The 23107-nt window shown below is 65.0% G+C and carries 22 protein-coding genes and 1 pseudogene; 3 read left to right on the top strand and 20 right to left on the bottom strand.

Going from position 1 to position 23107, the window contains the following annotated elements; all coding sequences use genetic code 11:
• Positions 1 to 75 precede the first annotated feature (75 nt).
• Entirely contained in the window at positions 76 to 2298 is a 2223-nt protein-coding gene (locus tag CK220_RS17720; protein ID WP_095812759.1) for an AMP-binding protein, read from the bottom strand.
• A gap of 305 nt (positions 2299 to 2603) precedes the next feature.
• Positions 2604 to 3011, bottom strand: coding sequence for a 4-oxalocrotonate tautomerase family protein (locus tag CK220_RS17715; RefSeq protein ID WP_095812840.1), 408 nt, complete (start codon positions 3009 to 3011; stop codon positions 2604 to 2606).
• A 112-nt stretch (positions 3012 to 3123) separates the two neighbouring features.
• Here CK220_RS17715 and CK220_RS17710 point away from each other — a divergent pair, with 112 nt between their 5' ends.
• Positions 3124 to 3978, top strand: coding sequence for a LysR substrate-binding domain-containing protein (locus CK220_RS17710; RefSeq protein WP_095812758.1), 855 nt, complete (start codon positions 3124 to 3126; stop codon positions 3976 to 3978).
• 149 nt (positions 3979 to 4127) lie between these two features.
• Here CK220_RS17710 and CK220_RS17705 read toward each other — a convergent pair whose 3' ends face one another.
• The 4 genes from CK220_RS17705 to CK220_RS17690 form a co-directional block, all read right to left on the bottom strand.
• Positions 4128 to 5027: a DMT family transporter gene (locus CK220_RS17705; RefSeq protein WP_095812839.1), complete on the bottom strand. Its 900-nt coding sequence runs from the start codon at positions 5025 to 5027 to the stop codon at positions 4128 to 4130.
• Positions 5028 to 5082: 55 nt separating this feature from the next.
• Entirely contained in the window at positions 5083 to 5979 is an 897-nt protein-coding gene (locus CK220_RS17700; RefSeq protein WP_095812757.1) for a DMT family transporter, read from the bottom strand.
• 138 nt (positions 5980 to 6117) lie between these two features.
• Positions 6118 to 7620, bottom strand: coding sequence for a peptidase S10 (locus tag CK220_RS17695; RefSeq protein ID WP_095812756.1), 1503 nt, complete (start codon positions 7618 to 7620; stop codon positions 6118 to 6120).
• 120 nt (positions 7621 to 7740) lie between these two features.
• Positions 7741 to 8217 (bottom strand): VOC family protein, encoded by a 477-nt coding sequence (locus CK220_RS17690; RefSeq protein ID WP_095812755.1) that lies wholly within the window; start codon positions 8215 to 8217, stop codon positions 7741 to 7743.
• Positions 8218 to 8422: 205 nt separating this feature from the next.
• Here CK220_RS17690 and CK220_RS32510 point away from each other — a divergent pair.
• Positions 8423 to 8542 (top strand): annotated as a pseudogene (locus tag CK220_RS32510) (OsmC family peroxiredoxin); the annotation flags it as partial.
• Between the two features lie 52 nt (positions 8543 to 8594).
• On the opposite strand, the gene CK220_RS17680 reads toward CK220_RS32510, so the two are convergent.
• The 11 genes from CK220_RS17680 to rplI form a co-directional block, all read right to left on the bottom strand.
• The gene (locus tag CK220_RS17680) at positions 8595 to 8819 is read right to left on the bottom strand and encodes a hypothetical protein (protein ID WP_095812754.1); all 225 of its coding nucleotides are present in this window, start codon (positions 8817 to 8819) and stop codon (positions 8595 to 8597) included.
• Between the two features lie 130 nt (positions 8820 to 8949).
• Entirely contained in the window at positions 8950 to 9591 is a 642-nt protein-coding gene (locus tag CK220_RS17675; protein WP_095812753.1) for a hypothetical protein, read from the bottom strand.
• Positions 9592 to 9667: 76 nt separating this feature from the next.
• Positions 9668 to 10411 carry an SDR family NAD(P)-dependent oxidoreductase gene (locus CK220_RS17670; RefSeq protein ID WP_095812752.1) on the bottom strand — a complete coding sequence of 248 codons (744 nt, stop codon included), beginning with the start codon at positions 10409 to 10411 and terminating at the stop codon, positions 9668 to 9670.
• A gap of 27 nt (positions 10412 to 10438) precedes the next feature.
• Entirely contained in the window at positions 10439 to 11920 is a 1482-nt protein-coding gene (purF, locus tag CK220_RS17665) for an amidophosphoribosyltransferase (RefSeq protein WP_095800085.1), read from the bottom strand.
• Positions 11921 to 12033: 113 nt separating this feature from the next.
• Positions 12034 to 12714 (bottom strand): CvpA family protein, encoded by a 681-nt coding sequence (locus CK220_RS17660; RefSeq protein ID WP_095812751.1) that lies wholly within the window; start codon positions 12712 to 12714, stop codon positions 12034 to 12036.
• Positions 12715 to 12741: 27 nt separating this feature from the next.
• Entirely contained in the window at positions 12742 to 14160 is a 1419-nt protein-coding gene (gene radA, locus CK220_RS17655; protein WP_095812750.1) for a DNA repair protein RadA, read from the bottom strand.
• A gap of 251 nt (positions 14161 to 14411) precedes the next feature.
• A complete protein-coding gene (locus tag CK220_RS17645; RefSeq protein WP_095812749.1) occupies positions 14412 to 15902 on the bottom strand; it encodes a replicative DNA helicase in 1491 nt (496 codons plus the stop codon).
• A 271-nt stretch (positions 15903 to 16173) separates the two neighbouring features.
• Positions 16174 to 17142 carry a small ribosomal subunit Rsm22 family protein gene (locus tag CK220_RS17640; RefSeq protein ID WP_095812748.1) on the bottom strand — a complete coding sequence of 323 codons (969 nt, stop codon included), beginning with the start codon at positions 17140 to 17142 and terminating at the stop codon, positions 16174 to 16176.
• A 1-nt stretch (position 17143) separates the two neighbouring features.
• Positions 17144 to 17467 carry a YnfA family protein gene (locus CK220_RS17635; protein WP_095812747.1) on the bottom strand — a complete coding sequence of 108 codons (324 nt, stop codon included), beginning with the start codon at positions 17465 to 17467 and terminating at the stop codon, positions 17144 to 17146.
• A gap of 71 nt (positions 17468 to 17538) precedes the next feature.
• Positions 17539 to 18822, bottom strand: a complete 1284-nt coding sequence (locus tag CK220_RS17630; protein WP_095812746.1) for a cyclopropane-fatty-acyl-phospholipid synthase family protein — start codon at positions 18820 to 18822, stop codon at positions 17539 to 17541.
• A gap of 230 nt (positions 18823 to 19052) precedes the next feature.
• Positions 19053 to 19637 (bottom strand): 50S ribosomal protein L9, encoded by a 585-nt coding sequence (rplI, locus tag CK220_RS17625; RefSeq protein ID WP_095812745.1) that lies wholly within the window; start codon positions 19635 to 19637, stop codon positions 19053 to 19055.
• Here rplI and CK220_RS31960 point away from each other — a divergent pair.
• Positions 19636 to 19782 carry a hypothetical protein gene (locus tag CK220_RS31960; RefSeq protein ID WP_176479120.1) on the top strand — a complete coding sequence of 49 codons (147 nt, stop codon included), beginning with the start codon at positions 19636 to 19638 and terminating at the stop codon, positions 19780 to 19782. The genes rplI and CK220_RS31960 overlap by 2 nt on opposite strands.
• 66 nt (positions 19783 to 19848) lie before the next feature.
• Here CK220_RS31960 and rpsR read toward each other — a convergent pair whose 3' ends face one another.
• The 3 genes from rpsR to CK220_RS17610 all read right to left on the bottom strand — a co-directional run bounded on the left by rpsR (position 19849) and on the right by CK220_RS17610 (position 22891).
• Complete coding sequence (gene rpsR, locus CK220_RS17620) at positions 19849 to 20097, bottom strand: 30S ribosomal protein S18 (RefSeq protein WP_006203718.1); 249 nt, start codon at positions 20095 to 20097, stop codon at positions 19849 to 19851.
• Complete coding sequence (gene rpsF, locus CK220_RS17615; RefSeq protein ID WP_095812744.1) at positions 20097 to 20582, bottom strand: 30S ribosomal protein S6; 486 nt, start codon at positions 20580 to 20582, stop codon at positions 20097 to 20099. The genes rpsR and rpsF overlap by 1 nt, the downstream gene beginning before the upstream one ends.
• 362 nt (positions 20583 to 20944) lie before the next feature.
• Positions 20945 to 22891 (bottom strand): LTA synthase family protein, encoded by a 1947-nt coding sequence (locus CK220_RS17610; RefSeq protein ID WP_095812743.1) that lies wholly within the window; start codon positions 22889 to 22891, stop codon positions 20945 to 20947.
• Positions 22892 to 23107 lie beyond the last annotated feature (216 nt).

Here is a 23107-nt window from a genome sequence, read left to right as displayed (position 1 = left end):
TCTTCAACACGCCGGCTCTCTATGTGAGACGACCCCCTCTGCCGCTTCGCGGCCATCTTCCCCTCGAGGGGGAGATTACGCCGCCGCGCTCAGCCCCAGCCGATCGATCGCCAGCTTCCGCGCCGACACGTAATCCGTCTTGCCGGAACCCAGCACCGGGATCTCTTCCACCTTGATGATGTCATTGGGCACCATCAACTCGGCCGCGCCCGCCTTCTTGCCGAACTGGCGCAACTCTTCGGCATTGGCATCGTCGGCCGTGGTGACCAGCACGATGCGCTCGCCGCGTCCTTTGTCGGGCACCGCCACCGCGGCATGGCGCTGTTCCGGCCACAGCGACTGCACCAGCATCTCGACCGCGCCCAGCGACACCATCTCGCCGGCGATCTTGGCGAAGCGTTTTGCCCGCCCGCGGATGGTGATGAAGCCGTCGCGGTCGACCGAGACGATGTCGCCGGTGTCGTGCCAGCCTTCGAGCGGCTGCAACTCGCCGGGGCGGTCGGCGGTCATGTAGCCCATCATCATGTTCGGCCCGTCGAGCCAGAGCCGGCCGGCATCGGCGATGCCCTCGACCGGCTCGAGCTTCATGCGGATCGCCGGCAGCAGGCGGCCGACGGTGCCGTCGCGGTTGTGGATGGCGGTGTTCACCGCCACGACGGGCGCCGCCTCGGTCAGCCCAAAACCTTCGATGATCGATGCCTGGAAACGGTCGCGGTAGGTGCGCCTCGTCTCGGGCTTTACCGCTTCGGCGCCGGCCACCACGAAACGCAGGCTGGAGAAGTCGCCGTCCTTGGCGGTGCGGGCATAGTTGGCGAGGAAGGTATCGGTGCCGAACATGACGGTCGGCTTCACCTTGCGCGCGATCTCCGGAATGATCTTGTAGTGCAGCGGCGATGGATAGAGGAACAGCTTCACGCCGGTTACCAGGGGCAGGATGGTGCCGCCGGTCAGCCCGAAGGAATGGAAGACGGGCAGCACGTTGAGCAGGATGTCGGCCGGCGAGATCGTGATGCGCGCCTCGGCCTGCATGGCGTTGGCGAGCAGGCTGCGGTGCGACAGCACCACCGCCTTCGGCGTTCCTTCCGAGCCCGAGGTGAACAGGATCACCGCTGGTTTCGACGCCTGCTGCCGCTGCAGCGGAAAACGCCAGAAAAGCGCCGCCGCGACCTTGTCGAGCATGGTCACGCTCTCGCGCACATCCTCCAGCCACAGCATCTTAGCGCCGCCTGCCTCGACGGCGGCGACGATGTCGTCGATGGCGGCCTTCTCGATGAACGCGCGAGAAGAGACCACCGTGCGAATGACCGCCGTGCGGATCGCGGCGGTGACGCTCGCCGGGCCGGCGGTGTAGTTGATCATCGCCGCGACGCGGGCGGCCGAGATAAGCCCGACAAACGAGAGCACCACGCCATTGGCGTTGGGCAGGAGCAGGCCGACCGCTTCGCCCGGCGCCGTCACCGCCTCGAAGCGGCGGCCGAGCACGCGCGCGCCGATGAACATCTTACGATAGCTGAGCGCGCCCGAGATCACATCCTCGATGATCGGATGCGAGGCGCCGACGCGATCCGCCGCGTCGCGCATGGCCAGAAACAGGCCGCGGTCGAGATTGCTGCCGTAGAGCCGGGCCTCGGCAAACCGGTCGAACAGCGCGTTGGTGTTGGAGGCCGTGTCCGGGTTGCGCGCCAGCAGCTCGGCGATGGTCATCGGCTCAAGCACGCTGAGCGACAGGCGTGGGAACCAGTGGCGCGGCGCCTTCTCGGCCGGCGTCAGCGACATCGGCAGGTCGCGCGACCCTGCGATGAAGATCGGCACGATGCGGGCGTCGGCCTGCATGGCGATGCGAGTGATGGCGCGGAACAGCCGGAACGACTTCACGTCCGGCTCGACGTCGTCGGGCAGATAGACCGCAAGCCGGCCCTTGCCCTTCAGCACGCGCACCAGCCGCCGGCTGACGAAGACATGTTCGGCATTGAAGGCGATGGTGCGGGCAAGCTCGCGCCACGGCTCCAGCCAGGGCGAGCGGGCCGAGGCCTCGTCCAGAATGTGCAGCGTGTCGTCCGGCAAGAGCGACAGCATCAGCGCCGGCTCGATGCGCGATTGGTGCGAAACGACATAAATGACCGGTGTGCGTGCATTGCGGGCAATGCGGATGCGATCGTCGGCAATGCGGTAGGCGAGCTTGAACGGCACGTAGAGCAACGCCTGGGTAAAGCGCAGGTCGAGCCGGAACCTCTCTATTAGGCCGATCAGCAGCCAGGCAAAGACAAGACCGGCAAGCAGCGCCAAAGTCAGGATCATGCCGCTCTCTCCCAGTGTCCTCCACGGTGCGGCTCTTGGGCGGCCGCTTCGGCGCAGAGGGTAGCGGAAGTGGGGGCAAGGTCAATGTGGGGCTGGGAGGGCGCCCCTTCTCCCCTTGCTGCGGGAGAAGGTGGCCGGGCGAAGCTCGGACGCATGAGGGTGTTGGACGGATCGCTGCGCTGGAGATGTAAGTGCCTGAAAGCAATCGATTCTTCGAAGCCGCGCTTCTTCCAGCACCCCTCGTCCGTCTCGGCGTGCGCGCCGATCCACCTTCTCCCGCAAGGGGACAAGGGAAGGCAAGCCGACTACGCCGCGTTCAGTCTCCCGCTGATGAACCGAAACTCTTGGCTCTTGCCGCCAAAGCCGTATGCCGCGGCCGGAACCTCATGCACCAGCGCGTAGCTTTCCACATGCACGCCGCCGAGCAGGCGGCCGAAGGCGTCGAAGATCGCCTTGAGATAGGCTTCGAGCTCGAGCTTGGTGTTGGTGCCGTCCACCACCTTGATGTCGAGCCAAAAGGTGCTCGTGCCATGCTCGGCCAGCGACTTGCCGCCGGCGAACCAGTGCTGCGGATCGACGTAGCTGACCGCGACCGCGGTGATCGTCGGGTCCTTGCGCAGATGCGTGGCTGTAATCTCGGTGATCTCCTTCGCGATCGCCGCGGAACGTTTTGCGTCCGGCTCGCCGGTGAGGCTGACATTGATGATCGGCATTTTTCTCTCCTTGCTTCTGACGGCTTGGCGCCGCCGATAAAGGGACCATGCCATCGTCCATGGATCAAAAAAATCGTATTGTTTTTGACAAATACTTCGATATTTTCGAAGTATGGAAACTCTCGCTCCCGACCTGCTCAAAACCTTCATCGCCTTCGTCGATGGCGGCTCCCTGGCCAGGGCGGCGTCTGCTGTCGGCCGCTCGCCGTCCGCAGTCACGGCGCAGATGCAGCGGCTGGAGGAGATTGTCGGGGAGCCGCTGCTCGCGCCCCAGGGCCGGGGGCGCGGCCTGACGCCTGCCGGCGAGGACCTTGTCGGCCACGCCAGGCGCATCCTTGCCGTCCACACCGAGGCCTGGCTGGCGCTGAAAGGCGCGCGCGTTGGCGGCCGCATTGCCATCGGCACGACGCAGGACTTTGCGGACCATGGTCTACCGGAGCTGTTGCGCGCCTTCGCCGCCAGCCATCCCCGCGTCAGGATCGAGCTGCGCGTCGGCCGCTCCCTGGAGCTCGGGTCAGCCTTGCAGGCGGGCCAGCTCGACCTCGCGATCACCATGCGCCATGCGCCATCCCCGGATGAAGCGTTCCTGATCGGCGAGCCGATGCTGTGGCTCTGCTCCGAAAAAGGGCTGGCGACGCGGCAAGAGGTGGTGCCGCTGGCGCTGCTCGACCCCTATTGCGGCTTCCGGGAGGCTGCGCTCAATGCGCTTGACGCCGTCGGCCACCGCTACCGCATCGCTGCCGGCAGCGCCAGCCTTGCCGGCCTGCGCAGCGCGGTCAACGCCGGCATCGCGCTGACTCCGCGCACCCGGCGTCTTGCCCATTCCGGCATCGTAGAGGCGTCCCCCGATCTCGACCTCCCGCCGCTGCCCATGGCCGGCTTCGCCATCCGGCTCGGCCGCGAGGCGGCTCGTCCGGCGCGGGATCTGGCGGAGCTTCTGGGCAACGGCCTGGCGCTGCCGCCTTGAACGGCCAGGAGCGCCCAAAGAAAAAGCCGACCTTTTTGCGGGTCGGCTTCTAGTCGGACGGGTCGAGGGGTTTGGGGGGACTTGGGGGGTGACCCGTCGATCTAACAATGCCTGAGTCCAATGATGGTTCCGTGACCCGCGAAAAAAATTTACGAACGCGCCGATTTGGCCCTCAACCAGTCACGTCCGGCATGCGCGAAAACCGCGCAAAGCACGGTCGCGCCGCCGACGATGCTGGCCATCGGTGGGAATTCGCCGAGAAACAGCAAGGCGAAAAGGATAGCGAACGGCACTTCGGCCGAGCCGAGCAGGCCGGATTCGGCGGCGGGGATAAGCCGTGAACCTTCGGTCCAGAGGATCGAGGCCAGCGCGAAGGAGCAGCCGAAGGTGGCAAGCAACGCCACGTCGCGGGTCGAAACGGCCAGCGGATCGGTGACGAACCAGCCGAGCACGAAGAGCAGGAAGGCGGACACCGCGCCGGCCCAGACGACGGGCGAATCGCGGAAGGCGCGCACCATGATCATGTAGAGCGCACTGCCGGTGGTCATCAAAAGCGCCAGCCCGTCGCCGAACAGGTGGCCGCTGCCAAGGCCGCCGCCCACCATGATGGCGACGCCGCAAAGCGACACGGCCGCCGCCAGCATCGTCTGCAGCCGGAATTTTTCCTGCACCAGCAGCAAGGCAAACAGTGCGGCAATGAAGGGTGAGGTGGCATAGATCACCGCGACATTGGCAACATAGGTGTATTTGAACGCCGAGATGAAGGCGATGCTGGCGGCGGCCCCCTCGACGGCCAGCAGCCAGCCGCGCCAGCCGAGCCTGAGGCTCTGGGGTCCGCCCGAGCGCCGGCGGCGCCACAGCACGTAGAGAGCAATCAGGATCGAGCCGAAGAAGCCTCGCCAGCAGGTAATGGTCAGTGGATCGGCATGAATCGACTTGGTCAGCACGCCGGTGAGCGCGAAGGCGACAGCCGAGGCCGAGACCAGCACGACGCCCAGCATGCGCTCGGACGTGGCGTCGGCGGTGCCCCTGGCAAGCTTTTCAGGCATGTCGATCGTATCCGTCATGGCACCAGACTATGTCGTTCCTGCTGACAGCCTTCTGTCATGAGTCCTGGACCCGTTTGCGGAAATGCTCGTTGCCGACGATCAGCAGGCCGGCGCCGATGATCAGCGCCGCGCCCATGAAGACTTCGGTTCTCGGCACGTCGCCCCAGATGGCGAAGCCCAGCGCAAACGCCCAGATCAGCGAGGTGTATTCGAATGGCGCCACGATGGACACCGGCGCCCGTTTCATGCCCTCGAACAGCATGTATTGCGCCACGCCGCCGAGCGCGCCGACGCTCATGAGAAGCATGAGCTGCGGCGCGTCCGGCATGCGCCACCAGATCAACGCCGGCACCGCCGAAAAAAGCAGAAAGTAGAAGTTGTTGAGCACCAGCTGGATCGTCGTGCGCTCCTGCATCGCGGTCTTGCGCAAGAGCACCACGGCGATGCCCCACAAAAGCGCTGCCGCCAGCACAAGCAGCACCGGCACGGATAAGCCGAGACGCGTCGGATCGCAGGCGATGAAGACGCCAACGAATCCGACAAACACCGCCGCCCAGCGCAAGAGCGGCACGGTCTCGCCCAGCATCACCACCGACAGCACGGTGACGATGATCGGCGCGGCGTAGTAGATGGTGGTGAGCTCCGCGAGCTGCAGCGAGCGTGCGGCGTTGTAGTAGCAGAGCCAGGCCGCGAGCGTGAACGCGCTGCGCACCAGCATCGGCCGCACGATGGGCGAGCTTGCGGTGTCGGCGAAAAGCTTCCGTCCGCCGATCGCGCCGCAGGCGGCAAGGACGGTGACCGAGCGGAAGAACATGATCTGCCACACCGTCATGCCGGCGACCAACAGCTTGATCGAGGCATCCTGGGCGGAAAACAGGAAATAGGCGGCCGCGGTGAACAGGATGCCGGCCAGCACCCTTTCGCGACTTTCTAGGATGACGACGTCGGCCATGCGGGATTGGTTTTGCCGTGTGGAGGCGCTCCGCCCATCGGATCCACTGTGCCAGCTATACGGTCGAAAGCTTGTACCGCGCTGTTCCACCGCGGCGCTTGCGTTGGGGCAGAGCCCTCGTGGACGATCGAGAAGCGCTTACTGCGTCGCCTGGTAGAGCTGCGAAGCTGCCTCCTTCAGCGCGCGCCTTCCGTCCGGCCTGAGATACATCATGTGGCCGCCCTCCACGACATCGAGCCGGACCGGTTTGGCGTCGGCGAGCGAGGGAAGCTGGTTCACCAGATAGCGCGAGGCGAGGTAGGGCGTGACGAGATCAGTATAGCCGTTGACTATGACGACACCGAGCGAGGGGTTGAGCGAACGCGCCCGCTGCAGGTCGTTCATCGCCCCGGCATAGCCTTGCCGCGAGGTGCCGTAGTCCCAATTGTGACTGATCTCGCCGTTGAGCAGCCGGTAGCTGACATCCGTGCGATAATTCAGTTCGTTGCGGGCGTAAGCGACGAAGGCCGAGGTCAGCACCGGCACGCTGCGATCGAGCACCGGGTCAGGGCCTTCGATGCGGGCGCTCCCGGGCGAGATATCGGCGGTGCTGATCATGGCATCGTAAGGGCTGAGCACCTTTCCCTTGGCGCGCTGGAACTCGCGGGCGAATAGGCCGGTCGGGATACGGGCGAAATTGCGTTCGACGAGCTCGAGCGGCAGGCCGGTGATTTCCGCCACGCGCCCGCTGGCAAGCTTTCCGCCTTGCTCCAGTCCGCTGGCGAGAGCTGTCAGGTAGTCGCCAAGCGCATAGTGCTCGACCTCGGCCAGCCTGTCGCGCAGCGCCTCGCCGCTGACGCCGTCGGCGCCAAGCCGCACCGCCGCCAGCGAAGGCAGTTCGAGCGCCCAGTGCAATTGATCGAATTGGTCCGGCCGCACCAGCATGAACTCCAGCGCCGGCGAGATCAGCACGATACCGGAGGGACTCAAGCCGACATCCTCCTGCAGCGTCCTGGCCAGCAGCGCGGCTCGAAAGCCGCCATAGCTTTCGCCGGCGAGGAAGAGCGGTGAAGCGGTGCGGCCGTTCTGCGCCAGATAGAGCCGGATGAAGGCGCCGACCGAGCTGGCGTCCTGGTCGACGCCCCAGAACGCTTTGGTGTCCTCGCCCGGTGCTTCGCGGCTGTAGCCGGTGCCGACCGGATCGACGAATACGAGATCGGTCATGTCGAGCCAGCTATCCGGATTGTCGATGAGCCTTTGCGGCGGCGGCAGGAATTGGCCGTCGGCAGCGGTCGCGACGATGCGCGGGCCGATCGCGCCGAGATGCAGGTAGGCGGAAGCCGCGCCCGGCCCGCCGTTGAAGACGAAGGTGATCGGCCGCTCCTTCGCCGGGGCGGGCGACTGCTGCGTGTAGGCGACGTAGAAGATTTCGGCCGTGACCTCGCCCTTGCCGGAAAGCAGCGACAGCGTGCCGGCCTTGGCTTGGTAGTCGAGCTTGCGCCCGCCAAGCGTGAGCGAATGCTCGGTGACCTGCGGCGGCGGCAAAAGCGACAGCACGCCGCCGGCCGGCGCCGGCCGTTCAGGTGTTTCGGCGCCGGCTGGCTGCGCAAAGGCTGTGAGCGCCAGGAGGATGAGGGGTAGGAGCTTCAACTTGGACCGCATGCGACCTCCGCGGGAATGACTGCCGCAAAGGTATGGCTGGAAGGGGCGAAGTCAAAGGGGATAGGCTTGGCGCTGTGTTTGGAACTGCGATCTCCCCCGCAAGGGGGGAGATTGGCAGCTTCACCCCCCAAACGCCCTCTCCAGCGCCGCGACATCGATCTTGACCATACCCAGCATCGCCTCGGTGGCGCGTTTGGCGCGCTCGCGGTCGGGATGCGCGGCCATGTCGCCGAGGATTTTTGGTACGATCTGCCACGACAGGCCCCAGCGGTCCTTCAGCCAGCCGCATTGCTCGGGCTTGCCGCCATTGTCGAGAAAGGCGTTCCAGATGCGGTCGATCTCGGCCTGGTTATCGAGCTCGACGAGGATCGAGAAGGAATGGTTGAACGGATCGAGCGGACCGGCTTCGAGCGCGATGAAATTCTGATCGTCGAGCACGAATTCGATGATCTTGACGCTGCCGGCGGGGCCGCTCGGATTGTCCGCCGCCACATCGGTCGTGCGGCCGATCGCGGAATTGGGAATGGTGGCGACATAGAATTCCACCGCTTGCCGCGCGTCTTTTTCGAACCACAGATGCGAGGTCACCTTGGCCATGCTGGATCTCCTTCCTGTCTGGCAACGGCCCAAGGACGTTCGAGTTTCGCTCCATCCGACAGGGTATCTCGTTTTCGAGTTTGGAAATCGCCGACGGTGGCGGCCGATGCCGGGCAGAGGAGCGCTGTCCCGCCAGCATCTCAGTGCTATCCAGGCACCGAAAACGACCGGAAGGGATGCAAATGGACGCGACTGCATCAAGGCTATGCAGGCACCGCTGAAGGAGGCTTACCGCGAAGACGCCGCCAAGGCTCTGATCACACTCAGGGTGCGCGGCAGCCTCGACGGTCAGCCGATCGCCTGCAAGGTGGAGCCGGGCAGGGCCCCGCTATGGCCGCTTCGCGGCCATTTCCCTTCAAGGGGGAGATCGGCTAGCGCTACTGTGCCGATGGCTCTTCCGCATCCCCCTCGTCGGTGAAGGGCGAGGCGCTCGGCACGCACTGCACGGCCCAACCCTGCGGCGTCGGCTGCTTCTGATATTCGGCAATCGCGTTGCTGCACTGTTCGCGGGTGTCGAAAGTGCTGGGCAGCACCACCATGCCGCCCTGCGGGCCGGCGATCACAAGATACCAGACCAACGCTACGCTGGGGGTGGCAGCCATGGGAATTCCTCTTTGCTGGATGTCGGAGTCGGATCGATCCTAGCAACTCCCGGCAAACGGCGAAAGCAGGACGGCGGCACACGCTCCCCCGCCCTGGTCACAGACCCGTGAACGACCGTTGGCCGGACGCTTACTCGACAGCGAAGCAGTAGAACAGGCCGTCGCCGCCCGTGCCTTGGAGGGCTTCCTGGCTGCAGCCGCCGCGCGAGGCATGCGAGGAGTTCCACGACTTGGCCGCTGCCGAATCGTCGAGCCCCATGCGGTCGTGATGGCCCACCATCGCGACGCCCTCGGCGCCGCTCATCGTCCAGTCGCCGCAGGTCTGCTCGGCGATCTTGGTGCCGTCGGGCTTCGAGCCGGTCAGCACGTCGTGCCGGTTGGGCTTGTCGCCGCGGCCGTTGACGACTTCGCCCTTCTCGGTCAGCGCCGCCTGCTTGGTGATGGCGTTGGCGTCGCTGTGCAGCGAGGCGACGTCGTCGGCGATCTTCTCGCCCTTGGCATTGAACCAGGGACCCTTGCCGATGCGGTCGCGCGCATCCTCGGCGCTGGAGGAGAGATAAGCGTGCCAAGTCTTGCCGCTGACGCCGGCCGCTTCTGCCAGCGAGGCGCAATGCGCGTCCGCACCCTTGAGGCCGCCGAGATCGGCGCCCTTGCCGGAGCCGACGCTGGTGACGAAGAAGCTCATCTTGGCGTCTTGCGACAGCGCCGCGCCTGCCGTGGCGGCAAGTGCGGCGGCAATGGCGGTGGCGGCAACGAGAAGAAGTCTGCGCATGTCGGTCCTCCGATTTCGAATGTTCTACATTCGAAGAACGTAGCCGGAGGCTTGTTTCATCCGCCTTGAGGCAGGTTTATTCCGGCTGCCGATAGGCGACGAAACGGTTGTGCTTGGCCTGGAAGATCAGCCCGGTTTCCTTCAAGTCCGGGCTTGCCAGCGGCACGATGCGTTTGGCGATCTCGGAAGGATGCGGCAGCGTCTCCGGATCCTCGCCCGGCATGGCCTGGGCGCGCATCGCCGTGCGGGTGGCGCCTGGATCGGCGGCGTTGACCCGAAGCGACAGGCTCTCGGTCTCATGCGCCCAGGAGCGCATCATCGTCTCGACCGCGGCCTTGGAAGCGGCGTAGGGCGCCCAGAAGGCGCGCGCCGAATGCGCCGCGTTGGAGGACATGATGATCGCGCGGCCGGCATCGGAGAGCCTAAGCAGCGGGTCGACCGTGCGGATCAGGCGCCAGGTAGCGGTGACATTGATGGTCATCACCTTTTCGAAGGTTTTTGCTTCGACATGGCCGATCGGCGAGATCACCCCGAGGATGCCGGCATTGGCGACCAGGATGTCGAGCTTTCCCCAGCGCTCGTGGATCGCGCCGCCCAGCCGGTCGATGCCCGCCATGTCGGCGAGGTCGAGCGGCACCAGCGTCGCCTGTCCGCGGCCGTCGGCCTTGACCGCGTCGTCAAGCTCTTCCAGCCCGCCGACAGTGCGGGCGACCGCGACGACATGCGCGCCGGCGGCGGCCAGTTCCCTGGCGATGAAGTAGCCGATGCCGCGCGAGGCGCCGGTGACGACCGCGACGCGGCCGGAAAGGTCGAGGGTCATGCGAGCGATTCCGTGGGGTGGACCGGCTTACGAGCCGCCGCTCGCCAGCAGCGACAGCGTGCGCACGTTGTCGTGGCCTTCGAAGTCGAGCAGGCGGGTAGGGTACTGGCCGGTGAAGCAGGCGTCGCAGAATTGCGGCTGGTCGTTGTCGCGGCGCGCCTCGCCAACGGCGCGGTAGAGCCCGTCGATCGACAAAAACCCGAGCGAATCGACGCGGATGAACTCGGCCATCTCCTCGACCGACATGCGCGACGCCAACAGCTTAGACTTCTCCGGCGTGTCGACGCCGTAAAAGCACGATGCGCTGGTCGGCGGCGAGGCGATGCGCATATGCACTTCCTTCGCGCCGGCATCGCGCACCATCTGCACGATCTTCTGACTGGTGGTGCCGCGCACGATGGAATCGTCGACCAGCACCACGCGCTTGCCCTCGATCATGCGGCGATTGGCGTTGTGCTTGAGCTTCACGCCCATGTGGCGGATGGAATCGCCCGGCTGGATGAAGGTGCGGCCGACATAGTGGTTGCGGATGATGCCGAGCTCGAAGGGAATGCCGGCGGCCTGGCTGAAGCCGATCGCGGCCGGCGTGCCGGAATCCGGCACCGGCACCACGATGTCGGCCTCGACCGGGTTTTCTTGCGCCAGCTCCGCGCCGATGCGCTTGCGGACCTCATAGACATTGCGGCCCTCGACCGAGGAATCCGGCCGCGCGAAATAGACATATTCGAAGATGCAGAAGCGGGTCTTCTGCGGTTCGAACGGAAACAGGCTCTCGATGCCCTTGGAGGTGATGACCACCATCTCGCCCGGCTTGATGTCGCGCACGAAGCGGGCGCCGATGATGTCGAGCGCGCAGGTTTCCGAAGCTAGGATCCAGGCGCCGTCGAGGTCGCCGAGAACCAGCGGACGGATGCCGAGCGGATCGCGGCAGCCGATCATCTTCTTGGCCGTCATCGCGACAAGCGAGAAGGCGCCCTCGACCTGGCGAACGGCATCGATGAAACGCGAGTTCAAATCGCGTTCCTTGCTGGTCGCGACCAGGTGGAGCAGCGTTTCGGTGTCGGAAGTGGAGGAGAAGATCGAGCCTTGTTTCTGCAATGCGCGCTGGACGGTGAGCGCATTGGTGAGGTTGCCGTTATGGGCGACCGCAAGGCCGCCTTCGGCCAACTCGGCGAAGAAGGGCTGGATGTTGCGCAGGCCCGCGCCGCCGGTGGTGGCGTAGCGGGTATGGCCGATCGCGCGGTTGCCCTGCAGGCGATCGATGACGTTCTGCTTGGTGAAGGTGTCGCCGATCAGCCCGACATGACGCTCGACGTGGAACTGGGTGCCGTCATAGGAAACGATGCCGGCGGCTTCCTGGCCGCGATGCTGGAGTGCGTGAAGCCCGAGTGTGACGATGGCTGCCGCGTCCTGGCGGCCGAAAATGCCGAACACGCCGCACTCGTCATGGAAATGGTCATCGGCCTCGGCGGAAAGGACTTTGCCTGCGTCTGCCGTTGAGTCTGCCATCTGGGGCTCAAGCTCCGCTAAAACCGCCATATAAGGCGATCGCTCATCGAACGCAACGCACGCGATGCCGCATTCATAAATGCTTGAGGCCAGCGCTGGCGCTGGCCTGAACTTCAGTTTGCCGGTGCCGGAGTGGCGGGAGCCGGCGCAGGGGCTGGTGCCGGCTCATTGTCGGCCGGCGCTTCGCCTTCGCTGTCGTCGGGTGCCGTCGCGTTGTCGTCGCCGGTCGCCGGCGGTTCGGCCGCGGGCTGGTCGGTGGTCGCCGGCGCGCCCGCCTGGGGCGTGCCCTTACGCGTATATTTGTTGACCAGCTCTTCCGTGTTCTCGGGCAGCACGCTTTCGAGCTTTGCTCCGATCGTCTCGAGCAGCGGCCGGGACTTGGCGTTTGCCACCCAAGCGGGCGCCTTGGCGCCGGCCAGCCAGTTGAAGAACAATAGCGCCACCGCGACGACCAGGATGCCGCGCGCCGCGCCGTAGAGGAAACCGAGCGTGCGATCGAGCGCGCCGATGCGCGAATCGATGATCCAGTCGGCGATCTTCATGGTGATCACCGAGACGACGATCAGCGCGATGACAAAGACGATGCCGGCCGCCGCGGCCATGGCGATCTTGTCGTTGTCGACATAGGGCTGAACGTAGGGCAGGACCGGCTTGTAGAAGAAGAAGGCCGCCGCCGCCGCCGCTGCCCACGACACCACCGACAGCACCTCGCGGGAAAAGCCGCGCACCATGGCAAGCATTGCTGAGACCAGGGTGAAGCCAACGAGAATTCCGTCAAGCAGCGTAATCGGCATGTCTTTCGCCCCACATCATGAGCTGCATCACTCCCCCTCGTCGGCGCGGCTGCGCCGTGAGCCGGCTATGCGCGCCACCAGGTCGGCAAGCTCGGTGGGCTGGAAAGCGCCGGCCGCGATTCCCCCGGCCCCATTACCGCCAACGACTTCCTCGCTGCCAAGCGGCAGCACCGCGCTTCCGAAACCCAGCTTTTCGGCCTCTTTAAGGCGCTGCTGCGCATGCGCAACCGGCCTCACCGCGCCCGAAAGGCTGATTTCGCCGAAATAGACGCAATCGGCGGGAAGGGCAAGACCGGTGAGCGACGAAACCAATGCTGCGGCAACCGCGAGGTCGGCCGCCGGCTCCGAGATTCGGTAGCCGCCGGCGACGTTGAGATAGACGTCGTGCTGGCCGAAACGGACGCCGCAATGCGCTTCGAGCACCGCCAGCACCATGGAGAGCCGCGCGCCGTCCCAGCCGACGACGGCGCGGCGCGGCGTGCCGAGCGAGGAGGGCGCCACCAGCGCCTGGATCTCGACCAGCACCGGCCTTGTGCCTTCCATCCCGGCGAACACGGCGGCGCCGGGCGATTTCGCATGCCGCTCGCCGAGGAACAGCTCGGATGGATTGGCGACCTCGCGCAGGCCCTTGTCCGACATCTCAAAGACGCCGATCTCGTCGGTCGGCCCAAAACGGTTCTTCACCGTGCGCAGGATGCGGAAATGATGGTTGCCTTCGCCCTCGAAATAGAGCACGCCGTCCACCATGTGCTCGACGACGCGAGGGCCGGCGATCTGGCCTTCCTTGGTGACGTGGCCGACGAGCACGATCGCGGCACCTGTGGATTTCGCATAGCGGATCATCGCCTGGGCGGCCGCGCGCACCTGGGTGACCGTGCCGGGCGCCGAATCGGCAAGATCGGTCCACAGCGTCTGGATGGAATCGAGGATGACCAGATCCGGCCGCTTGCCGTCGGCGATTGTCGCGAGAATGTCCTCGACATTGGTCTCGGCCGCGAGTTCGACAGGCGTCGAGGCGACGCCGAGGCGCTGAGCACGCAGCCTGATCTGCGCCACCGCTTCCTCACCCGAAACATAGACGATGCGGTGGCCCTTCGAGGCCAAAGCAGCTGCGGCCTGCGTCAGCAGCGTCGACTTGCCGATGCCGGGATCGCCGCCGACCAGAAGTGCGGAGCCGCGCACGAAGCCGCCGCCGGTGGCGCGATCGAGCTCGCCGATGCCGGAGACGATGCGCGGCGCGTCCTCGATATCGCCGGCCAGGCTGGTGAGCACCACGGCGCGGCCCTTGCGCACATTGCGGGTGTTGGCGGGCCCCGAGCCGATGCCGCCTGCGGTGCCTTCTTCGACCAGCGTGTTCCACTCGCCGCAGGCGTCGCATTTGCCGGCCCAGCGCTGATGCACCGAGCCGCAATTCTGGCAGATGAACTGAACGCGCGATTTGGCCACGCTGCTACCTTTTCGGCTTCTGGCGGACGTCGCGTTCCTTCGCGCCCCCCTCTGTCCTACCGGACATCTCCCCCACACGGGGGGAGATCAGACGGCACGACGGATTTCGCCAATTTTCAGCGTTGCAGAAAAAAATGTCGGCGCGGATGACGGCCAATCTCCCCCCTCGTGGGGGAGATGTCCGGCAGGACAGAGGGGGGCGCCGTAGAGCGCCTACGCCCGTCACCTTTGTAGCCGTCGCGACCACGCGCCTACTCAAACCTCTCCGGTAAATGATGCTCTTCCGCCAGGTCGGAGAATCGTGTGAACTCGCCGTGGAAGGCAAGGCTGACGGTGCCCGTCGGTCCGTGGCGCTGCTTGGCCACGATGCACTCGGCCTTGCCGCGCGCCTCGTTCATCTCGTTTTCCCACTTGATGTACTCGTCGGTGCCGAGCTTCGGCTCGCGGTTCTTGAGGTAGTATTCCTCGCGGTAGACAAACAGCACCACGTCAGCGTCCTGCTCGATCGAGCCGGATTCACGCAGGTCCGAGAGCTGCGGCCGCTTGTCGTCACGGCTTTCGACCTGACGCGACAGCTGCGACAGCGCGATGATCGGCACGCCGAGCTCCTTGGCTAAAGCCTTCAGCCCCGTGGTGATTTCGGTGATTTCCTGCACGCGGTTCTGCGAGGCGCGCGCGCTCGAGCCCTGCATCAGCTGGATATAGTCGATGACGATGAGGTCGAGGCCGCGCTGGCGCTTCAGCCGCCGCGCCCGGGCGGAGAGCTGCGCGATAGAAATGCCGCCGGTCTGGTCGATGAACAGCGGGATCTTCTGCATCGTCTGCGAACAGGCGACCAGCTTCTCGAAATCCATCTCGGATATCTCGCCGCGGCGGATCTTCGATGACGAGATTTCGGTCTGCTCGGAGATGATGCGGGTGGCGAGCTGTTCCGACGACATTTCGAGCGAGAAGAAGCCGACCACGCCGCCATTGGCCGCCTTGAAGGTGCCGTCGGCCTGCTGTGCCGGTTGATAGGCCTCGGCAATATTGAACGCGATGTTGGTGGCCAAGGAGGTCTTGCCCATGCCCGGGCGCCCGGCAAGCACGATCAGGTCGGAAGGCTGCAGGCCGCCCATGCGGCGGTCGAGATCGCGCAGGCCCGTGGCGATGCCTGACAGATGGCCGTCGCGCATATAGGCGGCGTTGGCCATGTCGACTGCGGTTTTGACCGCATCGTTGAAGCTCTCGAAGCCGCCGTCGTAGCGGCCGGTCTCGGCGAGCTCGAACAGGCGCCGCTCGGCGTCCTCGATCTGCTCCGACGGCGACATGTCGACCGGCGCGTCATAGGCGATGTTGACCATGTCCTCGCCGACGGTGATCAGCGCCCGGCGCGTGGCGAGGTCGTAGATGGCGCGTCCGTAATCGGCGGCGTTGACGACGGTGACCGCCTCGACGGCGAGCCGCACGACATACTGCGCCACCGTCATGTCGCCGACCTTCTCTTCCGCCGGCAGGAAGGTCTTCAGCGTGATCGGCGTTGCGATCTTGCCCATGCGGATGAGTTCGGCAGCCACCTCGAAAATCTTACGGTGCAGCGGCTCGTAGAAATGGGCGGGCTTGAGGAAATCCGAGACGCGGTAGAAGGCGTCGTTGTTGACCAGTATGGCGCCAAGCAGCGCCTGCTCGGCCTCGATGTTGTTCGGTGCCTCGCGATAAAGCGGTTGCTCCGCCACGCCGATTTTGCGCGCTGCTTCAGCCATGATGTCCCCGATTTCGATCCCGCCTTTTCGATATCAGAATTGGACAAATCGGTGCTGACTTATCTGCAACAGTGAGGTTCCAACTGGCTTCGATGCTCGCGATTCACAACCAAAATTTTTCCGTGGAAAGAATCGTCATTGACTCGAATCGAAGGGCGCAACCGTAGCGGGTCCCGAGCGAGAACAAAACAGGAAAATACGATGCTGGCCATATCAGTCGTGGCAATCCTCGTCTGCGCCGTGTCGCTTCGACCCGGGATGACAAAGCGGCTCAGCCAAGCGTGTCGCCCCAGTCCGCCCGCCGCGCCGCTTTGAACGATTCGCCGTCGCGCTTGCTGGAGAGGCGCTCGCCGGCATGGCCGTCGGGCTGGCAGAGCTTGAGCACGACGACCTTGCCCGAACCGCCCTTTGGCGGCGCGATCACCCGGGAGGCGCGCTGCGGCGCCGGCAGTCGCGAGGCGGCGAGGTAGATGAACTTCTCGTCCTCCCACGGCACGTCGGCGTCCTTGGCGAGCCGATGCAGCCGCGAACGCGCGACGCGGCGGGAAAAATGGCACCAGTCGGGCGCAATGAGCGGGCAAGGCGCTTCATGCGGGCAGGGCGCCAAGACGTGCGCGCCGGCTTCGATGAGCTGCCGGCGCGCGGCAAGGATACGCTGCCAGCCGGCCGGCGTGCCGGGCTCGACGATGAGGAGCGTGTCGGCCGTCAATCGCCAGAGCCGGTCGACGAGTTTTGGCAACGAGGCCGGCGCGATCTCGTCCAGGACATAGGCGGCGCTGACCAAGTCCGCAGGGTCGAGACCATCGAGATCGATGGTGGCGTCGCCGGCTACCCAGCTCGTGCGGGCCGCGATCGCGCCGGCGGCCAGCGACTGGCCGACCTTACGCACCGCGGCGCTTGCCTCGACCAGAACCGCCTGTTCGAGCTCCAGCCAGGTATCAGCTGTGGCCCAAAGCATGGTGCCAGGCCCGGCGCCGATATCAAGCAGGCTTTTCGGCTGGAAATCGGGATGGGCATCGGCCAGCGCGTCGAGGCAAGCGCGAACGGCGGCATAGGTGGCGGGCAGCCTGGTCGCCAGGTAAGCCTTCACCGCCATGTCTTCGCCCATATGCAGGCGGCCGTCACGCAACTCGGCGCGATAGCGTTCCGAAAGCGTTCTCGCGGCCTGTTTCAGCGCCGGCAGCGATACCTTTTCGAGCAGGCTGTCGACGCCTTGCCGGAGCGCGGTGGGCAGTTCCAATTCAGGCTCCTCTTGGCGCGAGCAGGATCACCGAGGCGCCGACGATGCAGAGCGCGGCGCCGGCGAGGTCGAAACGGTCGGGGCGCATGCCTTCGGCCAGCCAAAGCCAGCCGAGCGAAGCGGCGATGTAGATGCCGCCATAGGCGGCGTAAGCGCGACCGGCGGCGCTCGTGTCGACCAGCGCCAAAAGGAAGCCGAACAATGCCAGCAAGGCCAAGCCCGGCACCAGCCAGAGCGGCGACTTCGCCAGCCGCCACCAGGCCCAGAAGGAAAAGCAGCCGGCGATCTCGGCAAGCGCGGCCGCGATGTAGATCAGGTAGTTCATAAAAAAGGCCTCGCGAACGAGACCTTTTTCGTGGCGTCAGGCGGCAATGGCAAGCGGCAATCGCCGCCGTTCTATTCCACCTTCTTGCGGCGGCTCGGTTTGACCGCCGGCGTCGCCGGCTCCTGATGGCCGAGGTCGCGCAATTCCAGCGCCTTCTCGCATTTGGCCATATAGTCGCGCGTCATCGGCAACGTGTCGTTCTTCTTGGCGAGCTGGAACTGAAAGATCACCAGGTCCTGCCAGCGGAAGGCGGCTTCCGAGGCCGCAAGGTAGAACTCCCACATGCGGCAGAAGCGCTCGTCATAGATGGCCTTCGCCTTGTCGCGGTTGGCGGCAAAGCGCTGGCCCCAATGCTTCAGCGTGTCGGCGTAGTGGAGCCTGAGAATCTCGATGTCCGTGACGATAAGGCCTGATTTCTCAATCGCCGGCAGCACTTCCGACATCGCCGGGACGTAGCCGCCCGGGAAGATGTATTTGCGGATGAAGGCGCTGGTCGCCCACGGCACGCCGGAGCGGCCGATGGTGTGGAGCAGCATCACGCCGTCGGGCTTGAGCAGCGTCGCCGACTTGTCGAAGAAAGTCCGGTAGTGGTTGACGCCGACATGCTCGAACATGCCGACCGAGACGATGCGGTCGAAACGTTCATTGAGCGCGCGATAGTCCTTGAGGTCGAAATGCACGCGGTCCTGCAGGCCCAGCGCATGCGCGCGGTCGGTGGAGACGCCCTGCTGCTCGGTGGACAGTGTCACGCCCTGCACGTCGACGTCGAAGGCCTTGGCGAGATAAAGCCCGAGGCCGCCCCAGCCGGAGCCGATATCGAGCACCGTCTGGCCGGCTTTGAGTCTCAGCTTGGCGGCGATGTGGCGCTTCTTGGCGACTTGCGCTTCGTCCAGCGTCATGTCGGGCTGTTCGAAATAGGCGCAGGAATACTGCATGTCCTCGTCGAGGAAGAGCTTGTAGAGCTCGCCGGAGAGGTCGTAGTGGCGCTGCACGTTGCGGCGTGATCTCGACGCCGTGTTGATCTGCTGCAGGCGGCGGAAGGCATGGCGCAGACCCTCGATGGCCTTCGACCAGGTCACGTCGATGCCGCCGCTGCCCATGTTCTGGAAGGCGATCCGCATCACCCCGAGGACGCCGCCCTCGGGGATGTCCAGTTCGCCGTCCATATAGGCTTCAGGCACGGCCAGCATCGGATCGAAGGTGATCGCGCGCTCGGCATGGGTGGTCTTGATGTGGATGTGTACGGGTTCGCCGCTGCCGTCGCCGAACTTATGCGTCGAGCCTTTCGGCCCGGTCACTTTGAGGTCGCCGGTCCGCACCAGCCGTTCGAGAACGTGTTTCAACAGGATATTCATGACCAAATGTCCCCTCAAACGGACCATCCGGCAGCCGGACCGAATGCCAAATCGAAAGTGCCACAGCGCATCGCTCGCGTCCAATCGACGCGCCAAGCCGTAATCTGCAACAAGATATAGGGATTAGAAAAGTTCCTATTGGCACAAAAAAGCCCGGGTCGAAGACCCGGGCGTTGGTCCAGTCGGCGCTGGACCCAGGAGGAGCCGGAGCACGGCTCCTGCCTTGTCGATCAGGCGTTGTCCTCGCCGCCTTCGAATTCGGCGTTCGGGTCGAAGAAGTTGTCCGGCCGGGCGTTGTCGTTGATGTCTTCGCCATAGATAGCTTCGGCCGTCGTCAGCGTCTCGCCCTTGGCCTGGCGCTCCGCTTCATCGGCCGAGCGGGCGACGTTGAGCGTCACCGTGACCTCGACTTCAGGATGCAGCGCGATCGCCACGTTGGAGAGGCCGATGGTCTTGATCGGCTGGTTGAGCTCGATCTGGTTGCGGTTGACGGAGAAGCCCTCGGCGGTCAGCAGTTCGGCGATGTCGCGGGTCGACACCGAGCCGTAGAGCTGGCCGGTCTCGCCGGCCGAGCGCACGACGATGAAGCTCTTGCCGTCGAGCTTCTCGGCGATCTGCGAGGCCTCCGACTTGCGCTCGAGATTGCGGGCTTCGAGCTGGGCGCGCTGGCCCTCGAACTTCTTCTTGTTGGCTTCGTTGGCGCGCAGCGCCTTGCCCTGCGGCAGCAGGAAGTTGCGGGCGAACCCATCCTTGACCTTGACGGTGTCGCCCATCTGGCCGAGGCGGGAAATGCGCTCGAGGAGAATGACTTCCATGGTTTCGTTCCTTTGGTTTGGCGCCATCGCGGATGACGGCGGATTCTTTTGGGAACAGGTCAGGAAGCAAATGGCGTCTTCGCCGGTGTCGCTGTCCTGCCTGTTTTGGCAGTTAGAGGTTTATGGCCTCAACTCGGGATTTTGAGCCTACCCGTCGCGGCGCCCGTCGCCGTGGGTCGAAGCGGGCGGCAAGCCGCCCGCATCAAATAGCTTAGCGAACCACGTAGGGCAGCAGGCCGAGGAAGCGGGCGCGCTTGATCGCCTTGGCGAGTTCGCGCTGCTTCTTCTGGCTGACAGCGGTGATGCGCGACGGCACGATCTTGCCGCGCTCGGAAATGTAGCGCTGCAGCAGACGCACGTCCTTGTAGTCGATCTTCGGAGCGTTGGCGCCGGAGAACGGGCAGGTCTTGCGGCGGCGATGGAACGGGCGCCGGGTCGGGATCTGGTTGATGTCGACCATTATTCTGCACCCCCTTCAACGTTTTCGCGCGGACGGCGCGGACCACGGTCGCCGCCATCACGGTCGCCGAACGAACGCGGGCCACGGTCACCGCGGTCGCGGTCGCCGAACGAACGCGGACCACGGTCGCGATCGCCGAAGCCGCCGCGCTCGGAGCGCTCCTCGCGCTTCTGCATCATCGCCGAGGGGCCTTCCTCATGCGCCTCGACCTTGATGGTGAGGAAGCGCAGCACGTCTTCCGACAGGCCCATCTGGCGCTCCATTTCGTTGAGCGCGGCCGGCGGGCAGTTGATGTCCATCAGCGTGTAGTAAGCCTTCCGGTTCTTCTTGACCCGGTAGGTGAGGGACTTCAGTCCCCAGTTCTCGATCCGGCCGACCGATCCGCCATTGGCGGTGATGACGCCCTTGTACTGTTCGACAAGCGCATCAACCTGCTGCTGCGACAGGTCCTGCCGGGCAAGAAACACATGTTCGTAAAGAGCCATTATGTTTTTCTGCCTTTCTTCGTTTCTCTCACCGGCCCTCGCGGCTAAGCCTCTGCAACTTGTCTGGCCCGGTCGCAAAGGAGCGGGGAAGAAAGGAGCATCGCGAGACGGTCGAGAGCGGAGACACGGGAGGCCCAAAGCGCTTATGGCTTCATGACGTGGCCCTTCAAAGCCACGGCCCTCCGTTCAGCCCCCAGCAAGGACCGGCAGATTGGGGGCGTCTATACAGCAATTCGTGAGGAAGGCAAGGGCGGGAGAGCGGGTCGGCGGTCCCGCAGTGTCGCAGGACTGGCGGCACTTGGGGGAATTGGCTGACCCGTCGGCCCGCAGCAGGTCGGCCATTTCATCGGAAGGCGATCCACTCAGCTCATATGCGCGACGAGCGGGACTACCGTCTCGGGGAAGAAGTCGGGCGCGACCCGGCGCTTGCCGAACATCATATCGTACTGGATCAGCCGAAAATCGTTGATCTTCGGATCGATCTTCTTTTGTCGTGCCCAGTCGGGCGTCGCCTCGCCGGAGGGCGAAAGCAGAAGGTTGCGGTCGACGACGCGGTAGCGCTCGCGCAGCGCGCCGAGGAAACCGGTGTAATAGGGGTGGGTGATCCCGGCCGTGGTCAGGATATGGTAGGGCAGGAAGGCGGGACTCACCGAGCCCAGATTCTCGACCGGACCGGAGCGGTTCGACCAGATGATCAGCGGCGTGTCGTGATGCTCGAGCGCTGCCTCGGGCGTCGGCTCCCTGCGCGGCGCGACATTGTCCTTGAGGAAGCCGGTCTCGACATAGACCGGGCCGAGCGGCGGCAGATGGTCGCCGAAGAACGCGATGACGGTCGGCCGCTCGCGCTTCTTCGCCCAGTCGATCAGGCGCTGCAGGCCGCGATCGGCGTCCGCCGAGCCTTCGGCGTAGGAGAGCAGCGATTCCCGCGCCCAGGTGCTGATCGGCGCGTCGACCCGATGGGTCGGATTGTAATAGCGGTAGGGCTCGTAGGGCCCGTGGTTCTGCAGGCTGACCGCGAACAGGAACACCGGCTCTTCGCTGGCATCGGCTTCGCGCATGATCTCGTCGGTCATAGCCGCATCGGAGGCCAGCGGCCCGCGCTTTTCCATCGGCGGCAGCGTCTCTTCCGAGCGGAAGTCGTTGAAGCCGAAATCGGCGTAGACGGCGCCCCGGTTCCAGAACCAGTTGGTGCCCGGATGGATCGCGCGCGCCCTATAGCCTTCGCTCTTCAGGAAAGTCGCCAGCGACGGCGTCGGCGTGCGCACATATTGCTGATAGGGAATCGAGCCCGCCGGCAGGAAGGCGTTGGAAAAGCCGGTCAGCGCCTCGAACTCGATATTGGCGGTCATGCCGCCGAATTCCGGTGAGAACATCGAGCCCGAGCGCAGCGCGCGCACCGTCGGGATCGGATCGGGCTTGATGCTGACGCCGGGAAGCTCCGTCGGATCCCAGAAGGATTCGCTCATCACCACGATGATATCGGGCTTCTGGTCCGGCACCGAGGCGGCAACCTCGGGACGCGCGATCGCGTCCATCGTCTTCTCGGAATAGACGGGCGGGGCCGAGACATGCGCCATCGGCACGTTGAGCGCGAAGGCGAGCGCGAAGCCGTTGGAGGCGTAATTCTCCTTCTGGTCCCACATGATCGGGATGATCTGCAGCCTGTCGCGCGTCCACGAGAAGGTGGCGTAGTCCATGATCGAGACGAAGAAAGCGAGCAGCGGCACGGTCAGCGTCAAGCGCGCCAGCCGTCCCTTTCGGCTGAGGATCGGCACACGCCGGCGCCAGAGCCGCCAGCCATAGACGAGCAGCGCGAGGCTGGCGACGATCGCGGCCGCAAGCAGCACGGCCGTCCACGGGCGCTCGCGCACCAGAAGCGGCATCAGCGCCATGATCTGGCGGGCATAGAGGAAATCGGTCGGGTAGAGCGGATCGCCAAGATAGTGCGATTTCTGGTGACCGACAAAGGCCAATGCCAGTGTCAGCGGCGCGACGATCATCAGGCTTTGATGGCTGCGGCCGAGTATGGCGTCGAGCCCGACCAGCACCAGCGAAAAGACGATGATCGTGGTCCAGCCGGGCTTGAAGGGCTGCAGGAAGAAGTCGACGGTGCCGAAGAAGTCGCCGCGCACGATCCATTCGATGGCGAACACCAGAAGGGCGGAGGCAAGCAGCGTCGCCAGGCCGTAGCGGACAATCGGCCATCTGCGCCCCGGCAGATAGCCGGTGGACGGATCGTCTTCCAAAAATTGCGGCGCGGGCTTGGCCGCGCCTTTCCTGATCCTAGCCACTTTGCTTCCCCGGCCCATGTCACGCGTCTTCCACTCGCGTCACGCCACTGTCATCGAAATGTCACACAAAGCTAGCGCCTGTGGCGGAAATAAGAAGAGCCAGCAAACGATTCGTGAGCGGTTTTCATCAGGTGTGATCGCCAAAAAGCCTTTCAGAACAGGGAACTCGGCCGGTTTCCCGGCTGGAACAGGCGCTGAACTGGTGCTTGCGGGCTTGACTTGGCCGTCCGCCTT

This window comes from Mesorhizobium sp. WSM3860 (genome assembly GCF_002294995.1).
In the GTDB taxonomy this organism is placed as follows: domain Bacteria; phylum Pseudomonadota; class Alphaproteobacteria; order Rhizobiales; family Rhizobiaceae; genus Mesorhizobium.
The sequence above is the reverse complement of the archived record's forward strand: the minus strand, read 5'-3'. Positions and strand labels throughout refer to the sequence as shown.

What these genes read in the sequence shown, in the direction of transcription:
- rpsR (WP_006203718.1), bottom strand. Translation starts at nt 20,097, where the DNA reads ATGGTCGACATCAACCAGATCCCGACCCGGCGCCCGTTCCATCGCCGC.
- CK220_RS17610 (WP_095812743.1), bottom strand. Translation starts at nt 22,891, where the DNA reads ATGGGCCGGGGAAGCAAAGTGGCTAGGATCAGGAAAGGCGCGGCCAAG.
- CK220_RS17645 (WP_095812749.1), bottom strand. Translation starts at nt 15,902, where the DNA reads ATGGCTGAAGCAGCGCGCAAAATCGGCGTGGCGGAGCAACCGCTTTAT.
- CK220_RS17680 (WP_095812754.1), bottom strand. Translation starts at nt 8,819, where the DNA reads ATGGCTGCCACCCCCAGCGTAGCGTTGGTCTGGTATCTTGTGATCGCC.
- CK220_RS17705 (WP_095812839.1), bottom strand. Translation starts at nt 5,027, where the DNA reads ATGCCTGAAAAGCTTGCCAGGGGCACCGCCGACGCCACGTCCGAGCGC.
- CK220_RS17700 (WP_095812757.1), bottom strand. Translation starts at nt 5,979, where the DNA reads ATGGCCGACGTCGTCATCCTAGAAAGTCGCGAAAGGGTGCTGGCCGGC.
- CK220_RS17720 (WP_095812759.1), bottom strand. Translation starts at nt 2,298, where the DNA reads ATGATCCTGACTTTGGCGCTGCTTGCCGGTCTTGTCTTTGCCTGGCTG.
- CK220_RS17695 (WP_095812756.1), bottom strand. Translation starts at nt 7,620, where the DNA reads ATGCGGTCCAAGTTGAAGCTCCTACCCCTCATCCTCCTGGCGCTCACA.
- rplI (WP_095812745.1), bottom strand. Translation starts at nt 19,637, where the DNA reads ATGGAAGTCATTCTCCTCGAGCGCATTTCCCGCCTCGGCCAGATGGGC.
- CK220_RS31960 (WP_176479120.1), top strand. Translation starts at nt 19,636, where the DNA reads ATGGTTTCGTTCCTTTGGTTTGGCGCCATCGCGGATGACGGCGGATTC.
- purF (WP_095800085.1), bottom strand. Translation starts at nt 11,920, where the DNA reads ATGGCAGACTCAACGGCAGACGCAGGCAAAGTCCTTTCCGCCGAGGCC.
- CK220_RS17675 (WP_095812753.1), bottom strand. Translation starts at nt 9,591, where the DNA reads ATGCGCAGACTTCTTCTCGTTGCCGCCACCGCCATTGCCGCCGCACTT.
- CK220_RS17660 (WP_095812751.1), bottom strand. Translation starts at nt 12,714, where the DNA reads ATGCCGATTACGCTGCTTGACGGAATTCTCGTTGGCTTCACCCTGGTC.
- rpsF (WP_095812744.1), bottom strand. Translation starts at nt 20,582, where the DNA reads ATGGCTCTTTACGAACATGTGTTTCTTGCCCGGCAGGACCTGTCGCAG.
- CK220_RS17710 (WP_095812758.1), top strand. Translation starts at nt 3,124, where the DNA reads ATGGAAACTCTCGCTCCCGACCTGCTCAAAACCTTCATCGCCTTCGTC.
- CK220_RS17690 (WP_095812755.1), bottom strand. Translation starts at nt 8,217, where the DNA reads ATGGCCAAGGTGACCTCGCATCTGTGGTTCGAAAAAGACGCGCGGCAA.
- CK220_RS17635 (WP_095812747.1), bottom strand. Translation starts at nt 17,467, where the DNA reads ATGAACTACCTGATCTACATCGCGGCCGCGCTTGCCGAGATCGCCGGC.
- CK220_RS17670 (WP_095812752.1), bottom strand. Translation starts at nt 10,411, where the DNA reads ATGACCCTCGACCTTTCCGGCCGCGTCGCGGTCGTCACCGGCGCCTCG.
- CK220_RS17630 (WP_095812746.1), bottom strand. Translation starts at nt 18,822, where the DNA reads ATGAATATCCTGTTGAAACACGTTCTCGAACGGCTGGTGCGGACCGGC.
- CK220_RS17715 (WP_095812840.1), bottom strand. Translation starts at nt 3,011, where the DNA reads ATGCCGATCATCAATGTCAGCCTCACCGGCGAGCCGGACGCAAAACGT.